20 protein-coding genes are annotated in these 24,344 nt (G+C 57.9%); 4 read left to right on the forward strand and 16 right to left on the reverse strand.

The window, feature by feature from the left end:
• Positions 1 to 46: 46 nt before the first annotated feature.
• Positions 47 to 2,371 (reverse strand): TonB-dependent receptor, encoded by a 2,325-nt coding sequence (locus AC3IT9_RS03940; RefSeq protein ID WP_489272116.1) that lies wholly within the window; start codon positions 2,369 to 2,371, stop codon positions 47 to 49.
• A gap of 207 nt (positions 2,372 to 2,578) precedes the next feature.
• Between AC3IT9_RS03940 and AC3IT9_RS03945 the strand changes: the two genes are divergently transcribed.
• Together AC3IT9_RS03945 and AC3IT9_RS03950 are read left to right on the forward strand one after the other, a co-directional pair.
• Positions 2,579 to 3,259, forward strand: a complete 681-nt coding sequence (locus tag AC3IT9_RS03945) for a Fe2+-dependent dioxygenase (RefSeq protein WP_150727474.1) — start codon at positions 2,579 to 2,581, stop codon at positions 3,257 to 3,259.
• Entirely contained in the window at positions 3,260 to 4,030 is a 771-nt protein-coding gene (locus AC3IT9_RS03950) for a tetratricopeptide repeat protein (protein ID WP_489272118.1), read from the forward strand.
• Between the two features lie 108 nt (positions 4,031 to 4,138).
• Here the strand turns inward: AC3IT9_RS03950 and AC3IT9_RS03955 are convergent, their stop codons facing one another.
• From AC3IT9_RS03955 to AC3IT9_RS03990, 8 genes are all read right to left on the reverse strand, one after another.
• Positions 4,139 to 5,152, reverse strand: a complete 1,014-nt coding sequence (locus AC3IT9_RS03955; protein ID WP_489272119.1) for an alpha-xenorhabdolysin family binary toxin subunit B — start codon at positions 5,150 to 5,152, stop codon at positions 4,139 to 4,141.
• A 60-nt stretch (positions 5,153 to 5,212) separates the two neighbouring features.
• Positions 5,213 to 6,394 carry an alpha-xenorhabdolysin family binary toxin subunit A gene (locus tag AC3IT9_RS03960; protein WP_489272120.1) on the reverse strand — a complete coding sequence of 394 codons (1,182 nt, stop codon included), beginning with the start codon at positions 6,392 to 6,394 and terminating at the stop codon, positions 5,213 to 5,215.
• A gap of 226 nt (positions 6,395 to 6,620) precedes the next feature.
• Entirely contained in the window at positions 6,621 to 7,784 is a 1,164-nt protein-coding gene (locus tag AC3IT9_RS03965) for a type III PLP-dependent enzyme (RefSeq protein ID WP_150727471.1), read from the reverse strand.
• Positions 7,785 to 8,531: 747 nt separating this feature from the next.
• A complete protein-coding gene (locus AC3IT9_RS03970) occupies positions 8,532 to 8,909 on the reverse strand; it encodes a hypothetical protein (protein ID WP_150727470.1) in 378 nt (125 codons plus the stop codon).
• A gap of 225 nt (positions 8,910 to 9,134) precedes the next feature.
• Positions 9,135 to 10,292 carry an osmoprotectant ABC transporter ATP-binding protein OsmV gene (locus tag AC3IT9_RS03975; RefSeq protein WP_150727469.1) on the reverse strand — a complete coding sequence of 386 codons (1,158 nt, stop codon included), beginning with the start codon at positions 10,290 to 10,292 and terminating at the stop codon, positions 9,135 to 9,137.
• Positions 10,289 to 10,942, reverse strand: coding sequence for an ABC transporter permease (locus tag AC3IT9_RS03980; RefSeq protein ID WP_489272122.1), 654 nt, complete (start codon positions 10,940 to 10,942; stop codon positions 10,289 to 10,291). The genes AC3IT9_RS03975 and AC3IT9_RS03980 overlap by 4 nt, the downstream gene beginning before the upstream one ends.
• Positions 10,943 to 10,954: 12 nt before the next feature.
• On the reverse strand, positions 10,955 to 11,848 hold the full coding sequence (locus tag AC3IT9_RS03985) for a glycine betaine ABC transporter substrate-binding protein (protein WP_150727467.1): 894 nt from the start codon (positions 11,846 to 11,848) through the stop codon (positions 10,955 to 10,957).
• Positions 11,849 to 11,868: 20 nt separating this feature from the next.
• A complete protein-coding gene (locus AC3IT9_RS03990) occupies positions 11,869 to 12,585 on the reverse strand; it encodes an ABC transporter permease (protein WP_489272123.1) in 717 nt (238 codons plus the stop codon).
• Positions 12,586 to 13,024: 439 nt separating this feature from the next.
• Here AC3IT9_RS03990 and AC3IT9_RS03995 point away from each other — a divergent pair, with 439 nt between their 5' ends.
• Both AC3IT9_RS03995 and AC3IT9_RS04000 read left to right on the forward strand, forming a co-directional pair.
• Positions 13,025 to 14,608, forward strand: coding sequence for a peptide chain release factor 3 (locus tag AC3IT9_RS03995; RefSeq protein ID WP_150727464.1), 1,584 nt, complete (start codon positions 13,025 to 13,027; stop codon positions 14,606 to 14,608).
• Between the two features lie 342 nt (positions 14,609 to 14,950).
• A complete protein-coding gene (locus AC3IT9_RS04000; protein ID WP_150727463.1) occupies positions 14,951 to 15,205 on the forward strand; it encodes a hypothetical protein in 255 nt (84 codons plus the stop codon).
• A 196-nt stretch (positions 15,206 to 15,401) separates the two neighbouring features.
• On the opposite strand, the gene AC3IT9_RS04005 is transcribed toward AC3IT9_RS04000, so the two are convergent.
• The 7 genes from AC3IT9_RS04005 to AC3IT9_RS04035 all read right to left on the reverse strand — a co-directional run bounded on the left by AC3IT9_RS04005 (position 15,402) and on the right by AC3IT9_RS04035 (position 24,249).
• Entirely contained in the window at positions 15,402 to 16,382 is a 981-nt protein-coding gene (locus AC3IT9_RS04005) for a peptide ABC transporter ATP-binding protein (protein ID WP_489272125.1), read from the reverse strand.
• Positions 16,382 to 17,350 (reverse strand): ABC transporter ATP-binding protein, encoded by a 969-nt coding sequence (locus AC3IT9_RS04010; RefSeq protein ID WP_057716450.1) that lies wholly within the window; start codon positions 17,348 to 17,350, stop codon positions 16,382 to 16,384. Before AC3IT9_RS04010 ends, AC3IT9_RS04005 begins: the two co-directional genes overlap by 1 nt.
• Positions 17,351 to 17,360: 10 nt before the next feature.
• Entirely contained in the window at positions 17,361 to 18,272 is a 912-nt protein-coding gene (locus tag AC3IT9_RS04015; protein ID WP_150727462.1) for an ABC transporter permease subunit, read from the reverse strand.
• A 10-nt stretch (positions 18,273 to 18,282) separates the two neighbouring features.
• Positions 18,283 to 19,293 (reverse strand): ABC transporter permease subunit, encoded by a 1,011-nt coding sequence (locus AC3IT9_RS04020; RefSeq protein WP_150727461.1) that lies wholly within the window; start codon positions 19,291 to 19,293, stop codon positions 18,283 to 18,285.
• A 72-nt stretch (positions 19,294 to 19,365) separates the two neighbouring features.
• On the reverse strand, positions 19,366 to 20,961 hold the full coding sequence (locus tag AC3IT9_RS04025; RefSeq protein ID WP_489272126.1) for an ABC transporter substrate-binding protein: 1,596 nt from the start codon (positions 20,959 to 20,961) through the stop codon (positions 19,366 to 19,368).
• 78 nt (positions 20,962 to 21,039) lie between these two features.
• Positions 21,040 to 22,473 carry an OprD family porin gene (locus AC3IT9_RS04030; RefSeq protein ID WP_489272128.1) on the reverse strand — a complete coding sequence of 478 codons (1,434 nt, stop codon included), beginning with the start codon at positions 22,471 to 22,473 and terminating at the stop codon, positions 21,040 to 21,042.
• A 174-nt stretch (positions 22,474 to 22,647) separates the two neighbouring features.
• Positions 22,648 to 24,249, reverse strand: coding sequence for an ABC transporter substrate-binding protein (locus AC3IT9_RS04035; RefSeq protein WP_489272129.1), 1,602 nt, complete (start codon positions 24,247 to 24,249; stop codon positions 22,648 to 22,650).
• Between the last annotated feature and the right edge of the window lie 95 nt (positions 24,250 to 24,344).

A 24,344-nucleotide genomic window follows, 5' to 3' on the forward strand; every position in this document is an offset into this window, starting at 1 on the left:
ATCGCGAGCAAGCTCGCTCCCACAGGGATTGCAGTGTAAGTGGCAATCAGAAGTGGAAGTTGGTGCTCAGCAAAGCGGTACGACCAGCCGCCTGGTTGGCGAAGTGAGTCGAGAACGCCTTGTCGTAGTAGGTTTCGTCGGTCAGGTTCTGCACGTTCAGTTGCAGGTCGACGTTCTTGCTCAGCTTGTAGGCCGCCATCGCGTCGTAACGAACGTAGGAATCAACCATGGTGGTGTTGGCGGCACTGCCGAACACGTCATCGACATAGAACGCACCGCCACCGATGGTCAGCCTTGGCGTGACCTGATAGGTCGTCCACAGGCTGGCGCTGTTTTTCGGCGTGTTAGGCAGTTCGTTGCCATCGTTCGCTTTGTTTGCCGGAATGTCGCCGCCATCGACTTGCTCGCTGTCCATGTAGGCGTAGCCGGCGAAGACTTGCCATTTGTCGGTGAGCTTGCCGGTGGCCGACAGTTCGACACCTTGAACGCGGGTTTTGCCGACGTTTTCGTACGTCGTGGTGTTGGTCTGCACACGAGCGTTTTCTTTCTCGGTGCGGAAGATGTCGGCGGTCAGGGACAGACGATCGTTCAGCAGGTCCCACTTGGTGCCGATTTCGTAGTTCTTGGTGGTTTCCGGCTCCATGTCGCTGCTCAGCAGGTTGCCGCTGCGATCCGGCGTACCGCCCAGCGGGTTGCCGTCCTGGCCCTCACCGAGCGTAGAGCCCGGTGGAGTCGCGGACGTCGCGTAGGACGCATAGATGCTGCCGTTTTCGGCTGGTTTGTAGACCACGCCAAACTGACCGGTGACGAACTCGCTGACGTCATCGCCCTTGGAAGTCGTGGTGCCTGCGGCGTTGTAGGTCTTGTAGTCGGTGTCGAAATGGTCGTAACGCAGCCCCATGTTCACCAGCCACTGCTCGGACAACGTCAGGGTGTCGAACACGTAAAGTGCGTAGGTTTTACCCGTGGTGTCGGTGCCGGCGTAGTTGCGGGCAACCGAACCGTTCCATGGGTCGTTCGGGGTCGGGTTGGACAGCGAGGTGCAGTTGTAGCCGCTTGGCTCACCGATCTGCGCCGGATTGCAGGTATTGGTCACCGCAGCGGTTCTTGGCGTGGTATCGGTGTTGACGGTGTACGAAGACTTCTGGCTTTCCTCGCGGCTCAACTCGATACCGGTGGCGAAGCTGTTTTTGAACCCGGCGATGTAGACGTCACCAAACAGGTCGGTCTGGTTGGTGGTGGTCTCGGTGTTGCTCACGCGGGTGTTCGCCCGGCGCCAGACGCTGCCGTTGTTGACGTTGCCTTTACTGTCGTCCGGCTGGGTCAGGATGTAGTCCTGCATGCTGTTGCCGTGGCGCAGGGTGTTCTTGACGGTCAGCGCGTCGCTCAGGTCGTGCTCGACGGCGATGGTCGCGGTGTCGGTGCGGGTCTTGCGGAAGTCGCGATCGGTCAGGCCATAGAAGTTGCTGCTGTCGCCGCCGTCATTGGGTTTGTCCGGATTGGACTTGGTGCGACCAGCCGCGAGATTGGTCGGGATCGAGTACGGAATGCCCGAATCCGGCGTGTCGTTGCTTTCGAGGTGGTAGTAGTCGAGGTTGACGCGAGTGTCCGTACCCAGGCCGAAAGCCAGGGACGGTGCGACACCCCAGCGGTCGTAGTCGACGCTGTCACGTCCGGCGACGTTGCTCTCGTGGCTCAGCAGGTTCAGACGGCCAGCGGCGGTGTCGGTGAACTGGTAGTTGCCGTCGAAGGTGTAGCGCTGGGTCTGATCGGAGCCCCAGGTGAAACCACCGTCGAGCGAATCGCCCAGGTGCGCTTTCTTGCTGACCAGGTTGATGCTGCCGCCCGCAGCGCCACGACCGCCGATGGCGGAGTTCGGGCCTTTGCTGACTTCGATCGATTCAACGGCGAAGATTTCGCGGCTCTGGGAGCCGGTATCGCGCACGCCGTCCAGGTAGGTGTCGCCCTGGGCGTCGAAGCCGCGGATGAATGGACGGTCACCCTGGGGGTTGCCACCTTCACCAGCACCGAAGGTGATGCCTGGAACAGTACGCAATGCGTCCTGCATGTTGAGGGCACCGGTGTCTTTGAGAACCTGTTGCGGAATGACGGTTACCGAGCGCGGCGTGTCGATCAGCGGCGCGGTGTACTTGGGCGAGGAGGCTTTCTCGACGTTGTAGGTTGTCTCGTCCTGGGCTTCGCCGGTGATGGCGGTGGCACCCAGCGAAATCACTTTGTCCGGAGCTTTTTTGTCGGTTTTTTCCGCCGCGAAAACCATGTGGCCCGCAGAGCCGGCAGTAATCGCCATGCCGATGGCGGATGCGAGCAGACGTGGTGAACTGACCGGTACTTGTGGTTGTTGACGCGACATTTGAATTCCCCTCCCCAAGGATTTGAGGCCGCGGAATATAGGGTAAATAGGTATTCGTAACAATTGCGAAACATTACTATTCGCACTGAATTTACAATCTTTACAATTTAACCTTACGGTTTCTGCTGACTCATTCGTCAGATGGGTTTTACATAGGCAATAAGAATCAATACCATTGGCATCCCTTTGGTTTCAGGTGCCTTTGTCATGCTGCTGCACATTCCCGGCCTGTTTGAAAAAGACGAGGTGCAGCGCATTCGCGAGGCTCTGGAACAAGCCGATTGGGCCGATGGCAAGATCACCGCCGGCTACCAGTCGGCCAAGGCCAAGCACAATTTGCAGTTACCGGAAGGCCACCCGCTGGCCAAGGAGATCGGCGCGGCGATGCTGGAACGGCTGTGGAAAAATCCGCTGTTCATGTCAGCAGCGCTGCCCCACAAAGTCTTTCCTCCGTTGCTGAACTGTTACACCTCCGGTGGCAGTTTCGACTTCCATATCGACAATGCGGTGCGTCAGCCCAAAGGCGGCATCGAGCGGGTACGCACGGATTTGTCCGCCACGCTGTTCTTCAGCGAGCCCGAGGATTACGACGGCGGCGAGCTGGAAATCCAGGACACCTTTGGCACCCAACGGGTGAAGCTGCCCGCTGGCGACATGGTGCTGTACCCCGGCACCAGCCTGCACAAGGTCAACGCGGTGACGCGCGGAACGCGACTCGCCTCGTTTTTCTGGACGCAAAGCCTGGTGCGCGAGGACAGCCAGCGGGCGCTGCTTTTCGAGATGGATGGGGCGATTCAGCAACTGACCCGCGATGTGCCCGATCATCCATCGCTGATCCGCCTCACCGGCACGTATCACAACCTGTTGCGTCGCTGGGTCGAGGTGTAAGTGGCGGACTTTCGTTTACGCCGCGAGGAAATGCTCGACGGTGAGCGCCTGCGCGCGATGCTCGACGAAAGCCCGGCCCGCGCGGCCCAGGCCATCCTGATTGCCGCACGTGAAGGTGAGATCGAGGCCCAGGCCTTGCTCGGGCAGATTCTGCTCGACGGGCAGGGCATCGCGCAGGACCAACCGCTGGCGCTGAGCTGGTTCGGCATCGCCGCGCGCCAGGGGCACCTGATGGCGCGCAACATGCTCGGTCGTTGCCATGAACAGGGTTGGGGTTGTGTTGCCGATGCCACGATTGCGGCGCGGCATTATCGGATCGCAGCTGAAGGAGGGCTGGATTGGGCGATGTACAACTTCGCCAATCTGCTGGCCACCGGGCGCGGTGTAGCCGAGCATCAGGCGCGGGCGCTGAGCTGGTATCGGCGTGCGGCGGATCTCGGCCATGCGAAGTCGATGAACCTGCTGGGGCGCTATCTGGAGGAAGGCCGATTTTGCCAGGCCGACCCGGATGCCGCTTTCGAGTGGTATCGACGTTCTGCAGAGGGTGGGGACTTTCGTGGGCAATTCAGCTATGCGGCTGTTCTGGCGCAGGACGGGAAAGTCGAAGAGGCCTTGGTGTGGTTGCACAAGGCATTGGCGACAGGGAACCTGAACTTCCTGCGCGTCAGCGGCGAGGCACTGTTACAGGCTCCTCACCCTGATCTGCGGGCATTGGCACCGCGCTTTCAACAGCGCGCCGTGCAATTGCAATATCGGGCGCAGGTCGCCTAGTTACTGAGGCTCAAGGAACTGTAGCGTGTTCAAGGCGAGCGAAATGGCGTTGTGCGCGCTTTCGCTCGCTCTGATCAGGGTGCTATATCCAAGCGGAGCGAGCGTGGATTAGCTTCGCCATTCCTGGCGCAGGTTGTTCATATGCTTGATGAAGATATTCGACTGTTCGATGAACTGTTTAACGACCGAACTGAAATCGTCGCCAGCATCATGTTTAGTAATCTCCAGAAATTTAAAAACGGCATCGACGAGGGTGCTTATCTCATTCGTATAAGCCTCTCTCGGGGTTTGCACGGACTGGAATTCCACTAACTGTTTTTTTTGGTCTTGCAGGATTTTTGTATCCTGGTTGATGCGGGTCAGGTTTCGGCTACGGTCATCCAGTCGCCCCTGGATCTGGCGCCTGGCTTCAATCAGGTTGTCATATTGAATTTTGTCGCTGATTAAATTGAGGATCTTGCCTGCGGCGGCAATACCCGCCTTGACGAGTTCAACTTGAGGGGCGGACAGGTTAAGTCCGGCAAGTTTTTCGGCCGTTAGAAAGAATTCCTTGATGAGCGAGAACGTGTCCATCGCCTCAATGAGTTTGATGGCTTTGTTAAGCTCTGATTCGTCTGTTACTAGCTGTTCAATGTCGTTTTCTGCTTTAGTGATATGCGGGCTGATGTTGCTGATGTCAGTCTCTAGATCTTTGATTCGATATTGGTTGTCGCTGAGGGTCACTGCTTTCAAATTCGACAGATTGTTGTTCAGTATTGTAGCAAAATCCAATACTTCGGAGGTGCCGCTTTCAATCGATGAGTTGATCTCTTGGTAATAACTGTCTATAGCTTCATTTTTCTCGGGGGTGGAGGGTTCGAGTTTCAGATTTTCAATGATGGTATGAAGGCGTTGAACTTCGCTAATGGGTAGTGCGCTGGGGAGCAGAGTCAGGGTGTTAAGTGCTTGGTTGTCGATGGAGTTTATTTCACTTCGCAATGATGTTAGTTGCTCTCCAAGTACCGGTAAATAGACGGTGCTCAATGCGCCGATCTTATAGTCGAGCTCCTCCCTGGTTTGCTTAATTTTCTTGATGTCGGGAGTGGGGTATTGGAATGGCGAGCCGAGAGTGTGTAGGGTCATGATTGTCCTGCCTTTAAAAAAGTAGATTTCGGGTATGGCATTGGCGTGCAAGCCTGGATGTCAGGATTCGCTCGTGGCATTGTTGAAGGCAGTCAATAAATCGCCCGCCTGCCTTTTTATCGCTAACCAGTTTTCCATCATCGTGGTTAGCCTGGTGACAAAAGACTTCAGGTACATGGCATTGGTAACGCCATTGAGTCTTTTGCTGGAGGAGTCGACATACTTCTGTATCATCAGCCAGAGACTATCGAGGCTCGATGAACTGCCAGCCGCTTCTGCAACCCTGACTTTCAGGTCATAAAGGCTGGTATCGAATGCCCGCAACGACGCAAGGACCACGCTGATGGTTGCAATCTTTGCTTCGATTTCACGTCGTTTTGCTATCAGCAGATCCAGTTCATTTCGAGCTTGCTGGGCCTTTTTTCCATAAATGGTGGTCGTGACGATAAAGCCAACTGCGCCACCCAATAGCCCCCACCATTTGCTCTGGGAGTACTGCTCGATTTCCGCGTACTTTTCGTCAGTTCGCTGGTTGATGATGTCGAGTTCATTGTTGAGATTATTTATGTTTACGTCGAAGTTGTGGCTTTTGCAAAGGGCTATTTTCAACTCCAGCGCGGGCTTCAGCGAATCGTTAATTTCATTCTTGAATTTGGCTATTTCAGCTTTCGTGGTTTGCGTACTTTGGCTGTGCTCGGCAATGACTGTTTTGAGATCGTCAACCAACTCCAGTAGGGCCGGGATTTTTTGTTTCTCATCTTCGGTTAATTGTATCTCTGGCAAGTTGTCAATTTCCTCAGGGGTCAGGCCGCTGATTTTACCAGTGCTACTGATGTAGCCGGGCAGCTCTCTGAGGTGGTTGATGATGGAGTTGCAGCTAGACGTAAAATTGTCTGCAAATACGTGGAGGTCCGAACCAACAGCTCTCATACTGGACTCCAGCGGTGACCAACTGCTCGCGTGGTTCTTCATGTTTTGATACAGGATTTGCATATCCGCTGAATAAAGTCCGGAAATATTCAGCTGGTCGTATTTATATAGTTGTTCTATTTCGTTGATATCGGTCGGTAATGCCAGTCCCGAATTGACATATCGTTTGATTTTTTTAATGTCGTCGTTTGTGACCAAAAGTCCAGGTCCACGTTCGACACCACTGAGAGTTCCGGAAGCGGCTGCCATGAAATTGGCTGTGAGTGAGTTGAACTCTTCATCGGTTATGATTTCTTCTTGGATAGCTAACATGAAAATTCCTTTTATGTATTAGCGTTATTTTTGGTGTGGTTCTGTAGCCTTTGAAAAGTAATGGTGTTTGTTCTTAAAGTTAAGCGGGGAAGGTTTTCATTATGTGTAGGGCGGGAATCACGGCAGCGCTGTATTTTTTGAATGATGCCAATCCATAGGGCGAAGGCATAAATAAAAAAAAAGGCCTGTGATTACTCACAGGCCTTTTTTGTACAGCGGGTGGGAATTAAACGTAAAACGACTTCAGCGGCGGGAAACCATTGAACTCAACAGCGCTGTAACTGGTGGTGTACGCACCGGTCGACAGCCAGTACAGGCGATCACCAATGGCCAGGTTCAGCGGCAGGCCGTACTTGTAGTTTTCGTACATGATGTCGGCGCTGTCGCAGGTAGGACCGGCGATGACCACTTCTTCCATCTCGCCTTTCTTCTCGGTCCAGATCGGGAACTTGATGGCTTCGTCCATGGTTTCAATCAGGCCGGAGAACTTGCCCACATCCGTGTACACCCAACGCTCTACCGCGGTACGGGATTTACGTGCGACCAGCACCACTTCGCTGACCAGGATGCCGGCGTTGGCGATCAGCGAACGGCCCGGCTCGAGGATGATTTCTGGCAGGTCATCACCGAAGTCTTCCTTCAGGAAGCGGATGATTTCTTCGGCGTAGGTTTCCAGGCTGTTGGTACGGGTGATGTAGTTGGCCGGGAAGCCGCCGCCCATGTTGATCAGCTTCAGGTGGATGCCGTCTTCTTCCTTCAGGCGTTCGAAGATCACTTTGACCTTGGCGATCGCCGCGTCCCAGACGCTGATGTCGCGCTGCTGCGAGCCGACGTGGAACGAGATGCCGTAAGGCACCAGGCCCAGGTCGCGAGCGAGGATCAACAGGTCCATGGCCATGTCGGTCTGGCAGCCGAATTTGCGCGACAGTGGCCAGTCGGCGGTGGTCGAGCCTTCGGTCAGGATACGTACGTAGACTTTCGAACCCGGTGCGGCCTTGGCGATGTTGCGCAGGTCGGCTTCGGAGTCGGTGGCAAACAGACGCACGCCCTTCTCGTAGAAGTAGCGGATGTCCTTGGACTTCTTGATGGTGTTGCCGTAGCTGATCTGGTCGGCGCTGACGCCGCGATCGAGCACTTTGTCCAGCTCGTAGATCGAGGCGATGTCGAAGCTCGAGCCTTTCTCTTTGAGCAGGTCGATGATCTCGACAGCCGGGTTGGCCTTGACCGCGTAGTAGACCTTGGCGAATTCGAAACCGGCGCGCAGGTCGTCATAGGCCTGGCTGATCATCGCGGTATCGATCACCACGAACGGGGTTTCCTGCTTGTCGGCGAACGCCTTCATTTTCTGAAAGGTTTCGCGCGCGAAATAGTCTTCGACCTGGATCGACATACCTGGGAGCTCCTAATGGCAAACGAGTAAAAACAATGGGTGCAAATGAACGTCCTCCGTATCCCCACTTTGGTTCGCCTACTTCCCAAGGCATGTCGCCGAAAGCAAAAAGGCCATGGGAGCGCTGCGCCCTTGGCCTTGCTGTCTCGTCGTCAGTACTTGAGCCGGATGGATCGTTTCCAGCATGGACGTTCGGCGCGAACTTTAGGGCGTGAGGGGCTTGAGATCAACAAAAAATGTCGCGTTTTTGCACTCTTCTGACGCGCGTTACGAGCATCACTCTTTGTAACCGACTCAGATGACAGTCGGATGTTCCCGAAGAATTTTGAAGTGTTAAACATACCTGCACGTTCGACGCTTTTGTGCACAAACTCCCTGATAACTACGATGGCGTCAATATCGGCGACGTTGGCTGCTAGAAGGTAAGCTGAGAGGGGATTTGGCTATTTCACAAGGTATTTATGGATGGCTTTTGCAGGCGGTGCTGTTGATATTTTTTTCCGGCCTGCGAATCACTAAAAAATCGCATAGAACTGTGGGAGCGAGCTTGCTCGCGATAGCGTAATGTCAGTCAACGACGTTGTTGGCTGTGAAAATGCCATCGCGAGCAAGCTTGCTCCCACAGGTTTTGCATTTTTACCGAGCCATATGAGCTGTCAGGCGACTACGGCTGCTGCGCTCCCGAACAGGAGCAAGGTCGATCAGGGCGATACTGTTCGACCGACGAAATACGGGAACGGTCGCCGATCAATAGACGTTAAGCCTAAGGCTTACGCTCTTGCGAATGGCTGGGTACTGCTGCGTGGTAACGGTAAATTGAATAATGGTGTTTTGTTGCACATTGTTTAACGTGAATGTCCCGTTCATGTTTCCAGGACCTCGATTGATAGTGGCGCCAGCTGTAGTTGTCGTCCACACGGAGGTAACTCCTGTAATTTCCCTGCCGTCCTTATCGACTAGTTTTGCCGCGATCACCAATTTAAAGTTTCCCCCTTTTTTGACAAGTTGCGGGTCTGCCAGGCCTCCTATGATGATTTGTGTGGGTGGACCAGCCATGACCTTTGGCTCCACGGAGTTGGCCTCTGGTGTCGGTGTGGCAGGTGATGTCGAATCGTTGGTTTTCATGGGTGACCTCTATAACCTGGTAAGTTTATTTTTGAGAGCGTGTCGCTGTGCTCCCGATTGAGTAGAACTTTTTCCAGGCAATAGCGGACCTATCACTTTTGACAGTCTTTAATATTCGTTTGTTAACGATTGCGAATTTACATAGCACCAGCACTTGGCCCTGTCTCCGTTTTTCCTCTTGAGGTGGTGATGGGCCAAGCGAAATGGACTATGGAAGATAATCTATCAAGTGAGTGCTACTTCAGCCGGTGAAACAATACTGGTCTTGGCGCCGCGGGAGCGACCTGAGCTCAGGTAAGCCGCAATCGACTCCTGAGTGACCTCGCCAAGGAACACCCGCTCGGCATCCATCACCGGCAGCCACGCACGATTGAACTCGTACATGCGCGACAGCAGGATGCGCAAATGCTCGTCGTACGCGGCCGTGGCATTGAACTCGCGTTGGTACTGCGCGCAGGTGCCGGTCTGACGGTGCAGGTCACGACGGCGTACATAACCCAGGGCTTTATTCTCGGCACAAGTGACCACCAAATAGCGTCGGTCATGCTCGTCCATCAACTCCAGCGCTTCGGCCACCGGGGTTTGCGGGCTGACGGAGGGCGCGTTGTCCGCCGCGTCTTCGGCCTTCACCAGCAACAGGCGTTTGAGCGTGCTGTCCTGGCCGACGAAGTTGCTGACAAATTCGTCCGCCGGATGCGCGAGTAGCGTGTCCGGGTGATCGATCTGCAACAGTTTGCCGGCGCGGAAGATCGCAATCTTGTCACCGAGCTTGATGGCTTCGTCGATGTCATGGCTGACCATGATCACGGTCTTGTTCAGCGCCCGCTGCATCTCGAAGAATTCGTTCTGGATCATCTCGCGGTTGATCGGGTCGACCGCGCCGAACGGTTCGTCCATTAATAGCAGTGGTGCATCCGCCGCCAGTGCGCGAATCACGCCGATCCGCTGTTGTTGGCCACCGGACAACTCCCGCGGATAGCGATGCAGGTATTGCTTGGGTTCGAGCTTGATCATGCTCATCAACTCGCGGGCGCGGTCGTGGCATTTCTGTTTGTCCCAGCCGAGCAGTTTCGGCACCACCACAATGTTCTCCTCGATGGTCATGTTCGGGAACAAACCAATCTGCTGGATCACATAGCCGATGTTGCGGCGCAGCGTCACTTCGTCGAGGCCTGTGGTGTCTTCGCCATTGATCAGGATCTTGCCCGAGGTCGGTTTGATCAGGCGGTTGATCATTTTCAGCGTGGTGCTTTTGCCGCAACCCGATGGCCCGAGGAACACGCAGATTTCGCCTTCATTGACGGTCAGGCTTACCGAGTCCACGGCTTTCACATCTTTGCCGTTGCTTTGGAAGGTCTTGCTGAGGTTTTGAAGTTCGATCATTTCAGGAGTCCTTTTGGAGTCAGCGAACGTTGCAGCCATTGCAGAAGCAGGTCGGCGAAGATGGCCAGCACACTGACCAGCACAGCGCCGACTATCAGCATCGACATGTCGCTGCGGCTGATGGAAGCGAGGATGAGTACGCCCAGACCACCGGCGCCGATGGTGGCGGCGATGGTCATGACGCCGATGTTCATCACCACGGCGGTGCGCACACCGGCGAGGATCACCGGCACGGCGATGGGCAGTTCGACCATGCGCAGGCGCTGGCCGAAGGTCATGCCGATGCCGCGCGCGGCTTCGCGAATGCCCGGTTCGACGCTGGTCAGGGCCAGGTAGGTGTTACGCATGATCGGTAGCAGCGAGTACAGGAATACGGCGGTGATCGCCGGCATAGGGCCGAGGCCCTGACCGAACTTTGAATAGAACGGCAGCAGCAGGCCGAACAGGGCAATCGACGGCACGGTCAGCAGCACCGTGGCGCTGGCTTGCAAAGGCCCGGCGAGGCTGGGGAAGCGTGTCATCAGGATGCCCAGCGGCACGCCAACCAGAATCGCCAGGGTCACCGCGATGCCAACCAGCGTGATGTGCTGCCAGGTCAAATGAAGCACTTGTGCCCAGTCGAGATGGGAAAAGGCGTTGAGGAAATCCATAACGTCTGCTCCTCAGTTCAACGGATGCTGACGCAGAAAATCTGCGGCAACGGATGACGGGCTTTGGTGATCGACATCGACCCGCGCGTTGAGCTGGCGCATGGTTTCGTCGTCGAACAGGTCGGCCAGTGGCTTGAGCTGTGCGGCCAATTGCGGATGCGCGTCGAGGTAGGCCTGACGCACCACCGGCGCGGCGGTGTAGTCGGGGAAGTAGTGCTTGTCGTCTTCCAGCAACTTGAGCTTGAACGCGCTCAAGCGTCCGTCAGTGGTGTAGACCAGGCCCGCAAATACCTGGCCGTTGCGCAGGGCGGTGTAGACGAGGCCGGCGTCCATCTGCCGGATGTTTTTACGGGTCAGGTCCATGTCGTAGAGCTTGACCATGCCGGCCAGACCGTCGGAGCGGTTGGCAAACTCGGTGTCCAGCGCCACCAGCGGATTGTCCTTGGCTTCGGCGCGCAACGTGCGATTGAGGTCACTGATGGTGTTGACCTGCGGGTACTCGGCAGCGATGTTCGCCGGCAGCGCCAGCGCGTAGGTGTTGCTGAACTTCGACGGCGAGAGCCAGGTCAGGCCTTTCTTCGCGTCCAGCTCGGTGACCCGCGCCAATGACTGCTGGCTATCGAGTTTTTCCGTAACGTGGTTATAGGAAACCAGCGATACGCCGGTGTACTCCCAGACCATGTCCAGTTGCCCGCTTTCCTGGGCACTGCGGGCCAGGTTGCTGCCCAAACCGCCGGTGACCTGGGCGTCGTAGCCTTTGGTTCGCAGGTATTGGGCGGTGATCTCCGCCAGCAGGGTTTGTTCGGTAAACACCCGGGCGCCAATGCGGATCAAGGGTTTGTCAGCGGCTTGGGCAAATCCTGCGAACAGCAGGACGCAGCCTAGTAAAAAGCTTGATGTTTTCATGACGATTCCTTTGCCGGGGCTTAAGACGGGCGCAAGCCGCGTTCGAGCCAGAGGCGGCTGGCGAGTGTCACCAGGCCGTCGAGCAACAAGGCCAGCAGGGCGGTGCAGGCAGCGCCGAGCAGCAATTGCGGCTGATTGTTCAGGGCAATGCCGGGGAAGATCAGGCTGCCGAGACTGTTGGCACCGATCAGGAACGCCAACGGCGCCGTCCCGACATTGATCGCCAATGCCACGCGCACACCACCGATGATGATCGGCACCGCGCTGGGCAATTCGACTTTCCACAGCACCTGACGCGGGGTCATGCCGATGCCGACGGCGGCTTCCTTGAGCGAACCCTGAACGTTTTTCAGGCCTTCGTAGGTGTTGCGCACGATGGGCAGCAAGGAGGCGAGGAACAGGGCGAAGATGGCCGGGCCGCTGCCGATGCCTAGGATACCGAGGGCGATTGCCAGGACGGCCAGGGGCGGAACGGTGTTGCCGATGTTGAAGAACTGCATGAAGCGTTCGGCGCGGCCGACCATGGACGGGCGGCTGAGGAGGATGCCGGCGGGGATGCCCACGACAAGGGCGGCCAGCATGGAAGCGAGGACGAGAACCAGATGAGCTTGCAGGTAAAACAACAAATCGTCGCGGTAGTGTTCGATCGTGTTGATGCCGATCCATTGGATCAGCAGGGCCAGAAGGGCGATTACCAGCGCGCCTCCTATCAGCCCTTTGCCATAGTGGATAGCCACAGGCGGACTCCTTTTTTCAGTCGGCGAACACATTTTCGTGTGGCAAGGCCATTCCTGGCAGCCGAAAAAATGATCGCGATAAGCAGCTCAAGCCGAGCGCGTTCCACTGTAGGAGCGAGCTTGCTCGCGAAGAATGTCCAGACAACGCGTACATTCAGGTACCCAGCGTTATCGTTGACGTCCATCGCGAGCGAGCTCGCTCCTACAGAGGGTAGGCGCACGGCTATCGAGCCATGAGCACAGCCTCGTCAGGCCGATTTGCAGGTGTTTCAGGCCCCCGACGAGTGGTCGTAACGGGGGAGTGGACGTCTCCGTGCTTTAAAAGGTTCCCATCTGCGGCAGCATTTGGCCACCCCTAATGTGCTCAACGGTTCGGTTCTTGGATCAACTTGGGCTATAATCTGCGCCCTTTTTTGAATCACCTGCCAGGCGATTTCCCATGACCAAACAGGCCGCCGAAGTCGCGAAACGCCGCACTTTCGCCATTATTTCCCACCCCGATGCCGGTAAGACCACCATCACCGAGAAGCTTTTGCTGATGGGCAAGGCGATTGCGGTAGCCGGTACGGTGAAATCTCGTAAATCCGATCGCCATGCCACCTCCGACTGGATGGAAATGGAAAAGCAGCGTGGTATCTCCATTACCACGTCGGTCATGCAGTTCCCGTATCGCGAACACATGATCAACCTGCTCGACACCCCGGGCCACGAAGACTTCTCCGAAGATACCTACCGCACCCTGACCGCGGTGGACTCGGCCTTGATGGTTCTCGACGGCGGTAAAGGTGTAGAGCCACGGACCATCGCCCTGATGGACGTCTGCCGTCTGCGTGACACGCCGATCGTCAGCTTCATCAACAAACTCGACCGTGACATTCGCGACCCGATCGAACTGCTCGACGAAATCGAAGCCGTCCTCAAGATCAAGGCGGCGCCGATCACCTGGCCGATTGGTTGCTACCGTGACTTCAAGGGTGTGTATCACCTCGCCGATGACTACATCATCGTGTACACCGCCGGTCACGGCCACGAGCGCACCGAAACCAAGATCATCGAGAAGCTCGACTCCGATGAAGCCCGCGCCCACCTGGGTGACGAGTACGAGCGTTTCATCGAGCAGCTGGAACTGGTGCAGGGCGCCTGCCACGAGTTCAACCAGCAGGAGTTCCTCGACGGTCAACTGACCCCGGTGTTCTTCGGTACGGCACTGGGCAACTTCGGTGTCGACCACGTCCTCGACGCCGTTGTGGACTGGGCACCACGCCCACTGGCACGCGTGGCCAACGAGCGTACCGTGGAACCGGTGGAAGATAAGTTCTCGGGCTTCATCTTCAAGATCCAGGCGAACATGGACCCGAAACACCGCGACCGTATCGCCTTCATGCGTATCTGCTCCGGCAAGTACGAAAAAGGCATGAAGATGCGCCACGTGCGCACTGGCAAGGACGTGCGGATCGGCGACGCGCTGACCTTCTTCTCCTCCGAGCGTGAACAACTGGAAGAAGCGTTTGCCGGCGACATCATCGGCCTGCACAACCACGGCACCATCCAGATCGGCGACACCTTCAGCGAAGGCGAAGTCCTGGGTTTCACCGGCATCCCGCACTTCGCCCCGGAACTGTTCCGCCGCGTGCGCCTGAAGGATCCGCTGAAATCCAAGCAACTGCGCCAGGGCCTGCAACAGCTGGCCGAAGAAGGCGCGACCCAGGTGTTCTTCCCGGAGCGCAGCAACGACATCATTCTCGGCGCCGTCGGTGTGCTGCAGTTCGATGTGGTCGCCAGCCGCTTGAAAGAGGAATACAAGGTCGAGTGCTCCTACGAGCCGATCACCGTTTATTCCGCGCGCTGGATCGAATGCAGCGACAAGAAGAAGCTTGAGGAATTCTCCAACAAGGCTGTGGAAAACCTGGCACTGGACGGCGGTGGTCACCTGACCTACCTCGCGCCTACGCGGGTCAACCTGGCCCTGATGGAAGAGCGCTGGCCGGACGTGAAATTCCGTGCGACCCGTGAGCATCACTAAGCGCTGAATTGCTTTACCAAAAAACCCGTTGCGCGAGCTGCGGGTTTTTTTTGTTGTCCACATTTCCATGATTAACGATGGATCCCTGTGGGAGCGAGCTTGCTCGCGATAGCGATCTGTCAGTCGACATTAATGATGACTGCAGGTCCGTCATCGCGAGCAAGCTCGCTCCCACAGGATTCTTGGTGTTAGTGGAATTATGAATAACCCCTATTCCAAACCAATCTCTCAACCCTCTGCATTTTCCCTCGCTCGATAGCGTCCAATCTGGAGAACCCGGCTGATCGGAACTAGATTTGACTCAGCGCCAGACAGGCACTCAACGAAAGGAAGGAATCGGCTATGAACAGGTTGTTTCGCGTTTTACTGCTGTTGAAGGTAATGGTGATGCTCTCGCTTGGAACTTCGATGGCGTGGGCCGAGTGTATCGATCATGGGGAGCAGGCTTCGAGCGGGCAGGCGGGTTACGCGGGGCTGATGATCGCCAAGTCCGAATCGGAACCGGGGGATCAGGGGCAGGGTGGTGCGGACAACGACGATGACTCGACCACCGACGAGCCGGACTCCGATGAGGAAGAGGGCGACAGCCAGACGTAGTCGCTCTATTGCAGGCAAAAGAAAACCCCTTCTACCTGAGTGATGCGCAATCGAGGCGGAAGGGGTCGGGTTAACGCTTGACTACTTGAGCTACTCAATCCCTGTGGGAGCGGGCTTGCTCACGAAAGCGATCTGTCAGTCGACTTTGATACTGACTGGAATGACGCCTTCGCGAGCAAGCCCGCTCCCACATTTTTTATGCCGCGCCGTCGAGGAATTGCTCGGCGTAGTGGCAAGCCACCTGGCGGCCGGCGAGCAGGCGCAGGGCCGGCTCTTCAGTGCTGCATCGCTCGGTGGCGTACGGGCAGCGCTTGTGGAAGGCGCAGCCGGACGGCGGGTTCAGCGGGTTGGGCAGTTCGCCGACGATCTTGATTTTCGGCTTGTTCGGATCCGGGTGGATGGCCGGCGTCGCCGACAGCAGCGCCTGGGTGTAGGGGTGCAGAGGGCGGGAGTAAATGTCCTCTTTCGTGCCCATTTCCACCGGACGACCGAGGTACATCACCATCACGTGGTCGGCAACGTGACGTACCACCGCCAGGTTGTGGGAGATGAACACATAGGCGGTGTTGAACTCTTGCTGCAAATCCATGAACAGGTTGAGCACCTGCGCCTGAATCGACACGTCCAGCGCCGAGGTCGGTTCGTCCGCCACCAGCACTTTCGGTTGCAGCATCATCGCCCGCGCCAGGGCAATCCGTTGGCGTTGACCGCCGGAGAACATGTGCGGATAACGCTGGTAGTGCTCGGGACGCAAGCCCACCTGCTTCATCATCGCCTGGACTTTTTCGCGGCGTTCGGAAGCGCTGAGGTTGGTGTTGATCAGCAACGGCTCGGCCAACTGATCACCGACTTTCTGCCGTGGGTTCAACGAGGCGTACGGGCTCTGGAACACCATCTGCACGTCTTTGCGCAGTTGCTTGCGCTGGGCCTTGTCGGCGCCGGCAACTTCCTGCCCGGCGATTTTCAAGGAGCCGGAGGACGGCTCTTCGATCAGGGTCAGGGCACGGGCCAGGGTGGATTTGCCGCAACCCGACTCGCCGACGACAGCGAGGGTCTTGCCGGCTTCCAGTTCGAACGACACACCGTTGAGGGCGCGCACGGTGGCGTGACCCTTGAACAGGCCTCGGGACACCTCGTAGTGACGGGTCAAGTCGCGGGCGGTAAGAACGACGGCCATTACGCCACCTCCTGGTTCAGCGGGTAGAAGCAGCGAGCGAGGCTGTTGCTTTTCTGGTCAAGGGCCGGACGTTGTTGACGGCAGTTGTCTTTCACGTACGGGCAGCGCGGCGACAGCAGGCAACCCTGCGGACGGTCGTAGCGACCGGGAACGATGCCCGGCAGTGTCGACAGGCGCGAGGCACCCAGGCTGTGTTCCGGAATCGCCTTGAGCAGCGCTTCGCTGTAGGGGTGTGCCGGGATGTCGAACAGTTGCGGCACCTGACCGACTTCGACCGCCTGGCCTGCGTACATCACGCACACGCGCTGGGCGGTTTCGGCCACGACGGCGAGGTCGTGGGTGATCAGCACCAGGCCCATGTTCTGCTCTTTCTGCAACGCCAGCAGCAGGTCCATGATCTGCGCCTGGATGGTGACGTCCAGTGCGGTGGTCGGTTCGTCAGCGATCAGCAGTTTCGGTTCGCCGGCAATCGCCATGGCAATCGCGACACGCTGGCTCATACCGCCGGACAGTTGATGCGGGTAGGCGTCCATACGGCTGGCGGCACCCGGGATTTCAACTTTTTCCAGCAGTTCGATGGCGCGCTTGCGGGCCGCCTTGCCGGACATTTTCAGGTGCAGGCGCAGCACTTCTTCGATCTGGAAGCCGACGGTGTAGCTCGGGTTCAGCGCGGTCATCGGATCCTGGAAGACCATGGACAGGTCTTTACCGACGATCTGCCGACGTTGGCGATTGTTGAGCTTGAGCATGTTCTTGCCATCGAAATTCAGGGCGTCAGCGGTGACGATCCCCGGATGCTCGATCAGGCCCATCAGCGCCATCATGGTCACGGACTTGCCGGAACCGGATTCGCCAACGATGGCCAGCACTTCGCCCTTGTCCACTTGCAGGTCGAGGCCATCGACCACTGGCGTGGCGTTCTTGTCGCCGAAGCGGACGTTGAGATTCTTGATTTCTAGCAGTGACATGGGAATCTCCTCAGGCGGCGTTCTTGAGTTTCGGGTCCAGCGCGTCGCGCAGGCCGTCACCCATCAAGTTGATTGCCAGCACGCTGAGCAAAATGGTCAAACCAGGCAGGCTCACCACCCACCAGGCGCGTTCGATGTAGTCGCGAGCCGAAGCCAGCATGGTGCCCCACTCAGGGGTTGGCGGTTGTACGCCAAGGCCGAGGAAGCCCAGTGCGGCGGCATCGAGGATTGCCGAGGAGAAGCTCAGGGTGGCCTGAACGATCAGCGGCGCCATGCAGTTAGGCAGCACGGTGACGAACATCAGGCGCGGCAGGCCGGCACCGGCCAGGCGTGCGGCGGTCACGTAGTCGCGGTTCAGCTCGCCCATCACCGCGGCGCGGGTCAGACGAACGTAGGACGGCAGGGACACCACGGCGATGGCGATCACGGTGTTGATCAGGCCAGGGCCGAGGATGGCGACGATCGCCACGGCCAGCAGCAGGGACGGCAAGGCCAGCATGATGTCCATCAGGCGCATGATGGTCGGGCCGAGCACGCGCGGGAAGAACCCGGCGAGCAGGCCCAGCAGGATGCCCGGAATCAGCGACATCACCACCGACGACAAACCGATCATCAGCGACAGGCGCGAACCATTGATCAGGCGCGACAGCAGGTCGCGGCCCAGTTCGTCGGTGCCGAGCAGGAATTGCAGTTGCCCACCTTCCAGCCAGGCCGGCGGGGTCAGCAGGAAATCGCGGTACTGCTCGCTCGGGTCATGGGGGGCAACCCACGGGGCGAATATGGCGCAGAAAATCACCAGCAGCATGAACATCAAGCCGGCGACGGCACCTTTGTTCTTGGAGAACGCTTGCCAGAATTCTTTGTACGGTGACGGGTACAGCAGGCTTTGATCGACTGCTACCGATGGAATTGGAGTGGTCATGTTCATGATCTCAGCGCTGATGACGGATGCGTGGGTTGGCAAAGCCGTAGAGGATGTCCACTACGAAGTTGACCACAATCACCAGGCAGGCGATTAACAGGATGCCGTTTTGCACGACGGGGTAATCCCGGGCGCCAATGGCTTCGATCAGCCATTTGCCGATGCCCGGCCACGAGAAGATGGTTTCGGTGAGGACCGCACCGGCCAGAAGGGTGCCGACTTGCAGGCCGACCACGGTCAGTACCGGAATCAGCGCGTTACGCAGACCGTGCACGAACACCACGCGCGACGGCGACAGACCCTTGGCCTTGGCGGTGCGAATGTAGTCTTCACGCAGCACTTCGAGCATCGAGGAGCGGGTCATCCGCGCGATCACCGCCAGCGGGATGGTGCCCAGCACGATGGCCGGCAGGATCAGGTGATGCAGGGCATCCAGGAACGCGCCGACGTCATCGGCCAGCAGTGTATCGATCAGCATGAAGCCGGTGCGTGGCTCGATGTCGTACAGCAGGTCGATCCGCCCGGAAACCGGGGTCCAGCCAAGGCTCACCGAGAAAAACATGATCAGGATCAGGCCCCACCAGAAGATCGGCATCGAGTATCCCGCCAGGGAGACGCCCATCACCCCGTGGTCGAACAGGGACCCTCGCTTGAGTGCCGCGATCACCCCGGCCAGAAGGCCCAGGATGCCGGCGAATAACAGGGCGGCCATGGACAGTTCCAGGGTCGCGGGGAACAGGGAGGTGAACTCGCTCCACACGCTTTCACGGGTACGCAGGGATTCCCCGAGATCGCCGTGGGCCAGCTTGCCGATGTAATCCAGGTACTGGGCATACAGGGGTTTATTCAGACCTAGGCGTTCCATTGCCTGAGCGTGCATTTCGGGATCGACCCTACGTTCTCCCATCATGACTTCTACGGGGTCGCCCGGGATCATGCGAATCAACGCGAAAGTCAGCAAGGTGATACCGAAGAACGTGGGGATCAGTAACCCCAGTCGGCGGGCAATAAAACTAAACATCGTGTGTTGTACCTCATCAGCCGGTTAGGCGTGCCCGGCATGCCTGGGTCAGGCATGCCGGGAGTTTTCTTATTACTTCACCTGGGTGGTGGCGAAGTTATTCGTGGTAAGGGGGCTAATGTGATAGCCCTCTACGTTGTTGCGCATTGCGGTAAACATCCGAGTATGCGCCAAGCTGATCCACGGCTGGTCCTGGTTAAAAATAACCTGGGCCTGCTCATACAGGGCTGCACGCTCGGCCGGATCGGTTTTTTCCCGGGCCTGATCGATCAGGGCCTGGAACTTGTCATTGCACCAGCGTGCGTAGTTTTCGCCGTTCTTGGCCGCCTCACAACTGAGCATAGGCGTCAGGAAGTTATCCGGGTCGCCGTTGTCGCCCGCCCATCCGGCGGAAACCATGTCGTGCTCGCCGTTTTTCGCGCGCTTGAGCATTTCGCCCCATTCCATCACGCGGATGTCGATCTTGATCCCGACCTTGGCCAGGTCGGCCTGCATCATTTGCGCACCGAGCATCGGGTTCGGGTTGGTTGCACCGCCTCCGTTGCGGGTGAACAGGGTGAAGGTGGTGCCTTCCGGTACGCCGGCTTCCTTGAGCAGGGCACGGGCCTTCTCCAGGTCACGGGCCGGGTTCTTCAGTGTGTGGTTGTAGCCCAACAGGGTGTCCGGGAACGGGTTGACGGCGGCTGTTGCATTGCCCTTGCCGAACAGCGCGTTGACAGCCGCTTCCTTGTCGAAGGCGATGTCGATGGCTTTACGCACCCGTACATCGCTCAGGTACTTGTGCGTGGTGTTGATGGCGATGTACGCGACGGTCATCGCATTCAGCTCATCGACTTTCAGCTTGTCGTCTTTCTTGATGCTCGGAATGTCATCCGGTTTTGGATACAGCGCGACCTGGCACTCGTTGGCCTTGAGCTTCTGCAGGCGCACGTTGTTGTCGGTGGCGATGGCCAGGATCAGCGCATCAGCCGGAGGCTTGCCTCGGAAGTAGTCCGGGTTGGCCTTGAAGCGAACCTGGGCGTCCTTGTTGTAGCGCTGGAATACGAACGGGCCGGTGCCGACTGGCTTGTTGTTCAGGTCGCCGGTCTTGTTGGCCTTGAGCAACTGGTCGGCGTACTCGGCGGAGTAGATCGAGGAGAAAGCCATGGCAATGTCGGCCAGGAACGGCGCTTCGCGACGGGTCAGGGTGAACTTGACCGTGTTGTCGTCGACTTTCTCGACGCTCTTGAGCAGTTCCTTGAAGCCCATGCTTTCAAAGTACGGGAAGCCCACGCTCGACAGTTTGTGCCACGGATGATTCGGATCCAGCTGACGCTGGAAACTCCAGACCACGTCGTCGGCATTCATGTCACGGGTCGGCTTGAAGTAGTCGGTGGTGTGGAACTTGACACCTTTACGCAGATGGAACGTGTAGCTCAGGCCGTCTTCGCTGATGTCCCAGGAGTCGGCCAGTGCCGGAATCACGTCGGTGGTACCGGGCTTGAAGTCTGCCAGGCGATTGAAGATGGTTTCGGCCACGGCATCGGCGGTGACTGCAGTCGTGTACTGGACCATGTCGAAGCCTTCGGGGCTGGCTTCCGTGCAAACCACCAGGGGTTTGGCCGAAACGCCGACAGCGACACTGAGCAACGCGGCCGCGATGGCCGCACGTAGGGGAAGCATTTTCATCAAGAACCCTCTGCAATCAGTTAAAGGACAAAAGCCGAACGGTCGACTCGTCATTGAATCAGCCGTTCGGCACGTGCATTACAGGATGTTGAACGGAACCGTGGTCACGAGACGGAACTCGTTGATGCTGCCGTCAGCCTGGTTTTCGCTGGCACGGTGAGCGGTGTAGGTGCCGCGGATCGTGGTGGCCTTGAGCGGGCCGCTCTGCACGGCGTAGGTCGCGCCGATGCCGTATTCATAGTGGTGTTCGCCATCCTGGGACTGGATACCGTCGTAACCCTTGCCTGCCACGCCGCCGTTGCCGGTGTAGTGAGTACCGTCGATACCCCAGCCGCGAGCCTGGTAGATGTTGAACTTCAGGCCTGGCACGCCGTATTCGGCCATGTTCAGACCGTAGGCAACCTGGAACGATTTTTCGTTCGGGCCGTTGAAGTCCGACAGCAGGGAGTTGGCCAGGTAGATACCGTTGGTTTCGTGCAGGTAGTCGAAGTACTCGTTACCGTTCACTTCCTGGTACGAGAAGGTCAGGGTGTGGGCCTGGTGGGTCAGGCCGAACGACAGCGAGTAGGTGTCGTTGTCGATATCGCCGATCAGGGCTTTACCGGTTTCCTTGGTTTTGTAGTAGTTCAAGCCGGTGGTCAGGCTCAGTACCTGGCTGTCGCCCAGTACGTGAGAGGCGCCGAAGTAGTACTGGTTCCAGATGTCTTCAGCCTGGGTCGCCCAGAGGCTGGTGGTCAGGCTGGCAAATGGGGTGTAGGTGATACCGCCGGTGTGAACGTGGTCGGTTTCGACGATGCCGTTGGCGTATTCGGTGCGGAATTTGCGCTGGCTTTCTTCGGTACGCGGCGAGTTGCGGTCGAAAGTGGCCAGGTCGAAGGCCAGGTTGTTCAGCTCTTCGCTGTGGAGGGCCACGCCCTGGAAGCTCGAAGGCAGTGCACGGTTACCGATCACGTCGACCATCGGGCTGCTGAAGTTCATGCGGCCGGCGGTCAGGGTGCTGTTGGAGACACGGGCCTTGACGTTGGCCAGGCCCAGTTTGCTCCACTGGCCTTGAGCGTCGCCGCCTTCCTTGGTCAGGGTACGGTTGTTGCCCGCGCCTGGACGAGTGCCCGGTGCGCCACCGTTGTTGGATGCCAGGTCTTTGCGGTCCCGGTCCAGGGCAACGGCGTTGTAGGCGGCGATTTCAGTGCTGAAACCGACAGTGCCTTCGGTGAAGCCCGAGTTGTACTTGAGGATGGTGCCCTGGACCCAGTTGATCCGGCGATCGGTCGGGGTCGAAACGCCGTCCTTCTTGTAGGCGAACTTGGCGCCGCGTTGCAGTTGCTCGTTGGCGTACCAGTTACGTGTGGTGCCGGTGATCGACTGGCCTTCGACAAAGCCGGTGGCTTCGCTTTGGGCGCTTTTCTCGTTCACGGTAACCGGGGTGAAAGCCTGGCTTTGGGTTTCTGCGTAAGCCGTGGCGGTTACGCTGCTTATGGCCAAGGCCAATAATGCGGTGCTGCTCAGTTTCATGGGTAAAGCTCCTTACTTTCTTTTTTTATGCCGGTCTTTTTTTTGTGATCCGGCTATTGGTTTAGAACTCATTAACGGCATCGCAAACGTTTGCTGTAAGCCAAATTGGCAAAAGACGGCAAAGCGTCTGCGCGAGGGCGGAAAATCCGCCCCCCGGCATTTCTGGCTAATCGGTTATTTTTCTATGCTGACACCCGAGAAAACGTTGCGACCGAACGGGCTCACCTTGAACCCTTCGATTTTGGCGCTCAGCGGCTGGTTGACCGTTGAGTGGGCGACTGGCGTGATCGGCACTTGCTGCTTGAGGTACTGCTGCGCCTGTTTGTAGAGCAGAGTGCGCTGGTCGCGGTCGGTGACGACCTTGGCCTGCTTGATCAGCTTGTCGTAAGCCGGATCACACCACATCGAGTAGTTGTTACCGCCAATGGCGTCGCAGCTGTAGAGCGTGCCCAGCCAGTTGTCCGGGTCCCCGTTGTCACCGGTCCAGCCGATCAGGCTGATGTCGTGCTCGCCATTCTTGGTGCGCTTGATGTACTCGCCCCACTCATAGCTGACGATCTTGACCTTGAGGCCGATCTTCGCCCAGTCAGCCTGGAGCATCTCGGCCATCAACTTGGCGTTGGGGTTGTACGGACGCTGGACCGGCATGGCCCAGAGGGTGATTTCGGTGCCTTCCTTGACGCCGGCAGCCTTGAGCAATTCCCTGGCTTTTTCCGGGTTGTAGGCGGCGTCCTTGATCGTGTCGTCGTAGGACCATTGGGTCGGCGGCATGGCATTGACCGCCAGTTGCCCCGCACCCTGGTAGACGGCATTGAGAATGCCTTGCTTGTTCACCGCCATGTCCAGCGCCTGGCGCACTTCGAGTTGGTCGAAGGGTTTGTGGCGCACGTTGTAGGCGATGTAGCCGAGGTTGAAACCAGGCTTCTCAATCAGTTGCAGGGCCGGGTCGTTCTTCAGCGCGGTCACATCGGCAGGGCGCGGGTGCAAGGTGATCTGGCACTCGCCGGCCTTGAGTTTCTGCACGCGTACCGAGGCGTCGGTGTTGATGGCGAAAATCAGGTTGTCGAGCTTGACCCGGCTCGGGTCCCAGTAATGCTGGTTGCCGGTGTAACGGATGTTCGAGTCTTTCTGGTAGCTCTTGAACACGAACGGCCCGGTGCCGATCGGCTTCTGGTTGATGTCGCTCGGCTTGCCCTCGGCCAGCAGCTGGTCGGCGTATTCGGCCGAAAGGATGGCGGCGAAGCTCATGGCGATGTTCTGGATGAACGCGGCGTCCACGCTGTTGAGCGTAAAGACCACGGTCAGCGGCCCGGTCTTTTCGACCTTGGCGATATTCTTGTTCAGGCTCATGCCGTTGAAGTACGGAAACTCTGTCGGATAAGCCTTACGGAAAGGTTGCTGCGGATCGAGCATGCGATTGAACGTGAACAGCACGTCATCGGCGTTGAAATCGCGGGTCGGCGTGAAGTACTTGGTGGTATGAAACTTCACCCCTTCGCGCAGGTGAAAGGTGTATTTGAGGCCGTCTTCGGAAATATCCCAGCTCGTGGCCAAGCCCGGTACGACGTTGGTCGCGCCTTTTTCAAACTCGGCCAACCGGTTGTACAGCGGCTCGGCGGCGTCGTTGTCGGTCGCAGTGGTGTACTGCGCCGTGTCGAAACCGGCGGGGCTGCCTTCGGAGCAGAACACCAGGCTGTTGTTGGCGGCCTGGCTGATGGAAGTGGCGGCCAACAGGCCGGTGCCCAGCAATGCGGATAAAACCAGGGTATGGCGCATAACGCTTCCTTTTCTCTCAAAGTGTTGTCAATGAGCCGCCGTCCCGTGCGCGGACGTAGAGGCATCACTGATTTCAAGCCATGCACACAGCAGTA

The sequence above is a fragment of the Pseudomonas sp. KH_046_1 genome (assembly GCF_057839025.1).

Bases quoted from the DNA above. Each gene is read 5' to 3' on its own strand.
- AC3IT9_RS03940 (WP_489272116.1), bottom strand. From the start codon at position 2,371: ATGTCGCGTCAACAACCACAAGTACCGGTCAGTTCACCACGTCTGCTC.
- AC3IT9_RS03945 (WP_150727474.1), top strand. From the start codon at position 2,579: ATGCTGCTGCACATTCCCGGCCTGTTTGAAAAAGACGAGGTGCAGCGC.
- AC3IT9_RS03955 (WP_489272119.1), bottom strand. From the start codon at position 5,152: ATGACCCTACACACTCTCGGCTCGCCATTCCAATACCCCACTCCCGAC.
- AC3IT9_RS03960 (WP_489272120.1), bottom strand. From the start codon at position 6,394: ATGTTAGCTATCCAAGAAGAAATCATAACCGATGAAGAGTTCAACTCA.
- AC3IT9_RS03965 (WP_150727471.1), bottom strand. From the start codon at position 7,784: ATGTCGATCCAGGTCGAAGACTATTTCGCGCGCGAAACCTTTCAGAAA.
- AC3IT9_RS03970 (WP_150727470.1), bottom strand. From the start codon at position 8,909: ATGAAAACCAACGATTCGACATCACCTGCCACACCGACACCAGAGGCC.
- AC3IT9_RS03975 (WP_150727469.1), bottom strand. From the start codon at position 10,292: ATGATCGAACTTCAAAACCTCAGCAAGACCTTCCAAAGCAACGGCAAA.
- AC3IT9_RS03980 (WP_489272122.1), bottom strand. From the start codon at position 10,942: ATGGATTTCCTCAACGCCTTTTCCCATCTCGACTGGGCACAAGTGCTT.
- AC3IT9_RS03985 (WP_150727467.1), bottom strand. From the start codon at position 11,848: ATGAAAACATCAAGCTTTTTACTAGGCTGCGTCCTGCTGTTCGCAGGA.
- AC3IT9_RS03995 (WP_150727464.1), top strand. From the start codon at position 13,025: ATGACCAAACAGGCCGCCGAAGTCGCGAAACGCCGCACTTTCGCCATT.
- AC3IT9_RS04000 (WP_150727463.1), top strand. From the start codon at position 14,951: ATGAACAGGTTGTTTCGCGTTTTACTGCTGTTGAAGGTAATGGTGATG.
- AC3IT9_RS04005 (WP_489272125.1), bottom strand. From the start codon at position 16,382: ATGGCCGTCGTTCTTACCGCCCGCGACTTGACCCGTCACTACGAGGTG.
- AC3IT9_RS04010 (WP_057716450.1), bottom strand. From the start codon at position 17,350: ATGTCACTGCTAGAAATCAAGAATCTCAACGTCCGCTTCGGCGACAAG.
- AC3IT9_RS04015 (WP_150727462.1), bottom strand. From the start codon at position 18,272: ATGACCACTCCAATTCCATCGGTAGCAGTCGATCAAAGCCTGCTGTAC.
- AC3IT9_RS04020 (WP_150727461.1), bottom strand. From the start codon at position 19,293: ATGTTTAGTTTTATTGCCCGCCGACTGGGGTTACTGATCCCCACGTTC.
- AC3IT9_RS04025 (WP_489272126.1), bottom strand. From the start codon at position 20,961: ATGAAAATGCTTCCCCTACGTGCGGCCATCGCGGCCGCGTTGCTCAGT.
- AC3IT9_RS04030 (WP_489272128.1), bottom strand. From the start codon at position 22,473: ATGAAACTGAGCAGCACCGCATTATTGGCCTTGGCCATAAGCAGCGTA.
- AC3IT9_RS04035 (WP_489272129.1), bottom strand. From the start codon at position 24,249: ATGCGCCATACCCTGGTTTTATCCGCATTGCTGGGCACCGGCCTGTTG.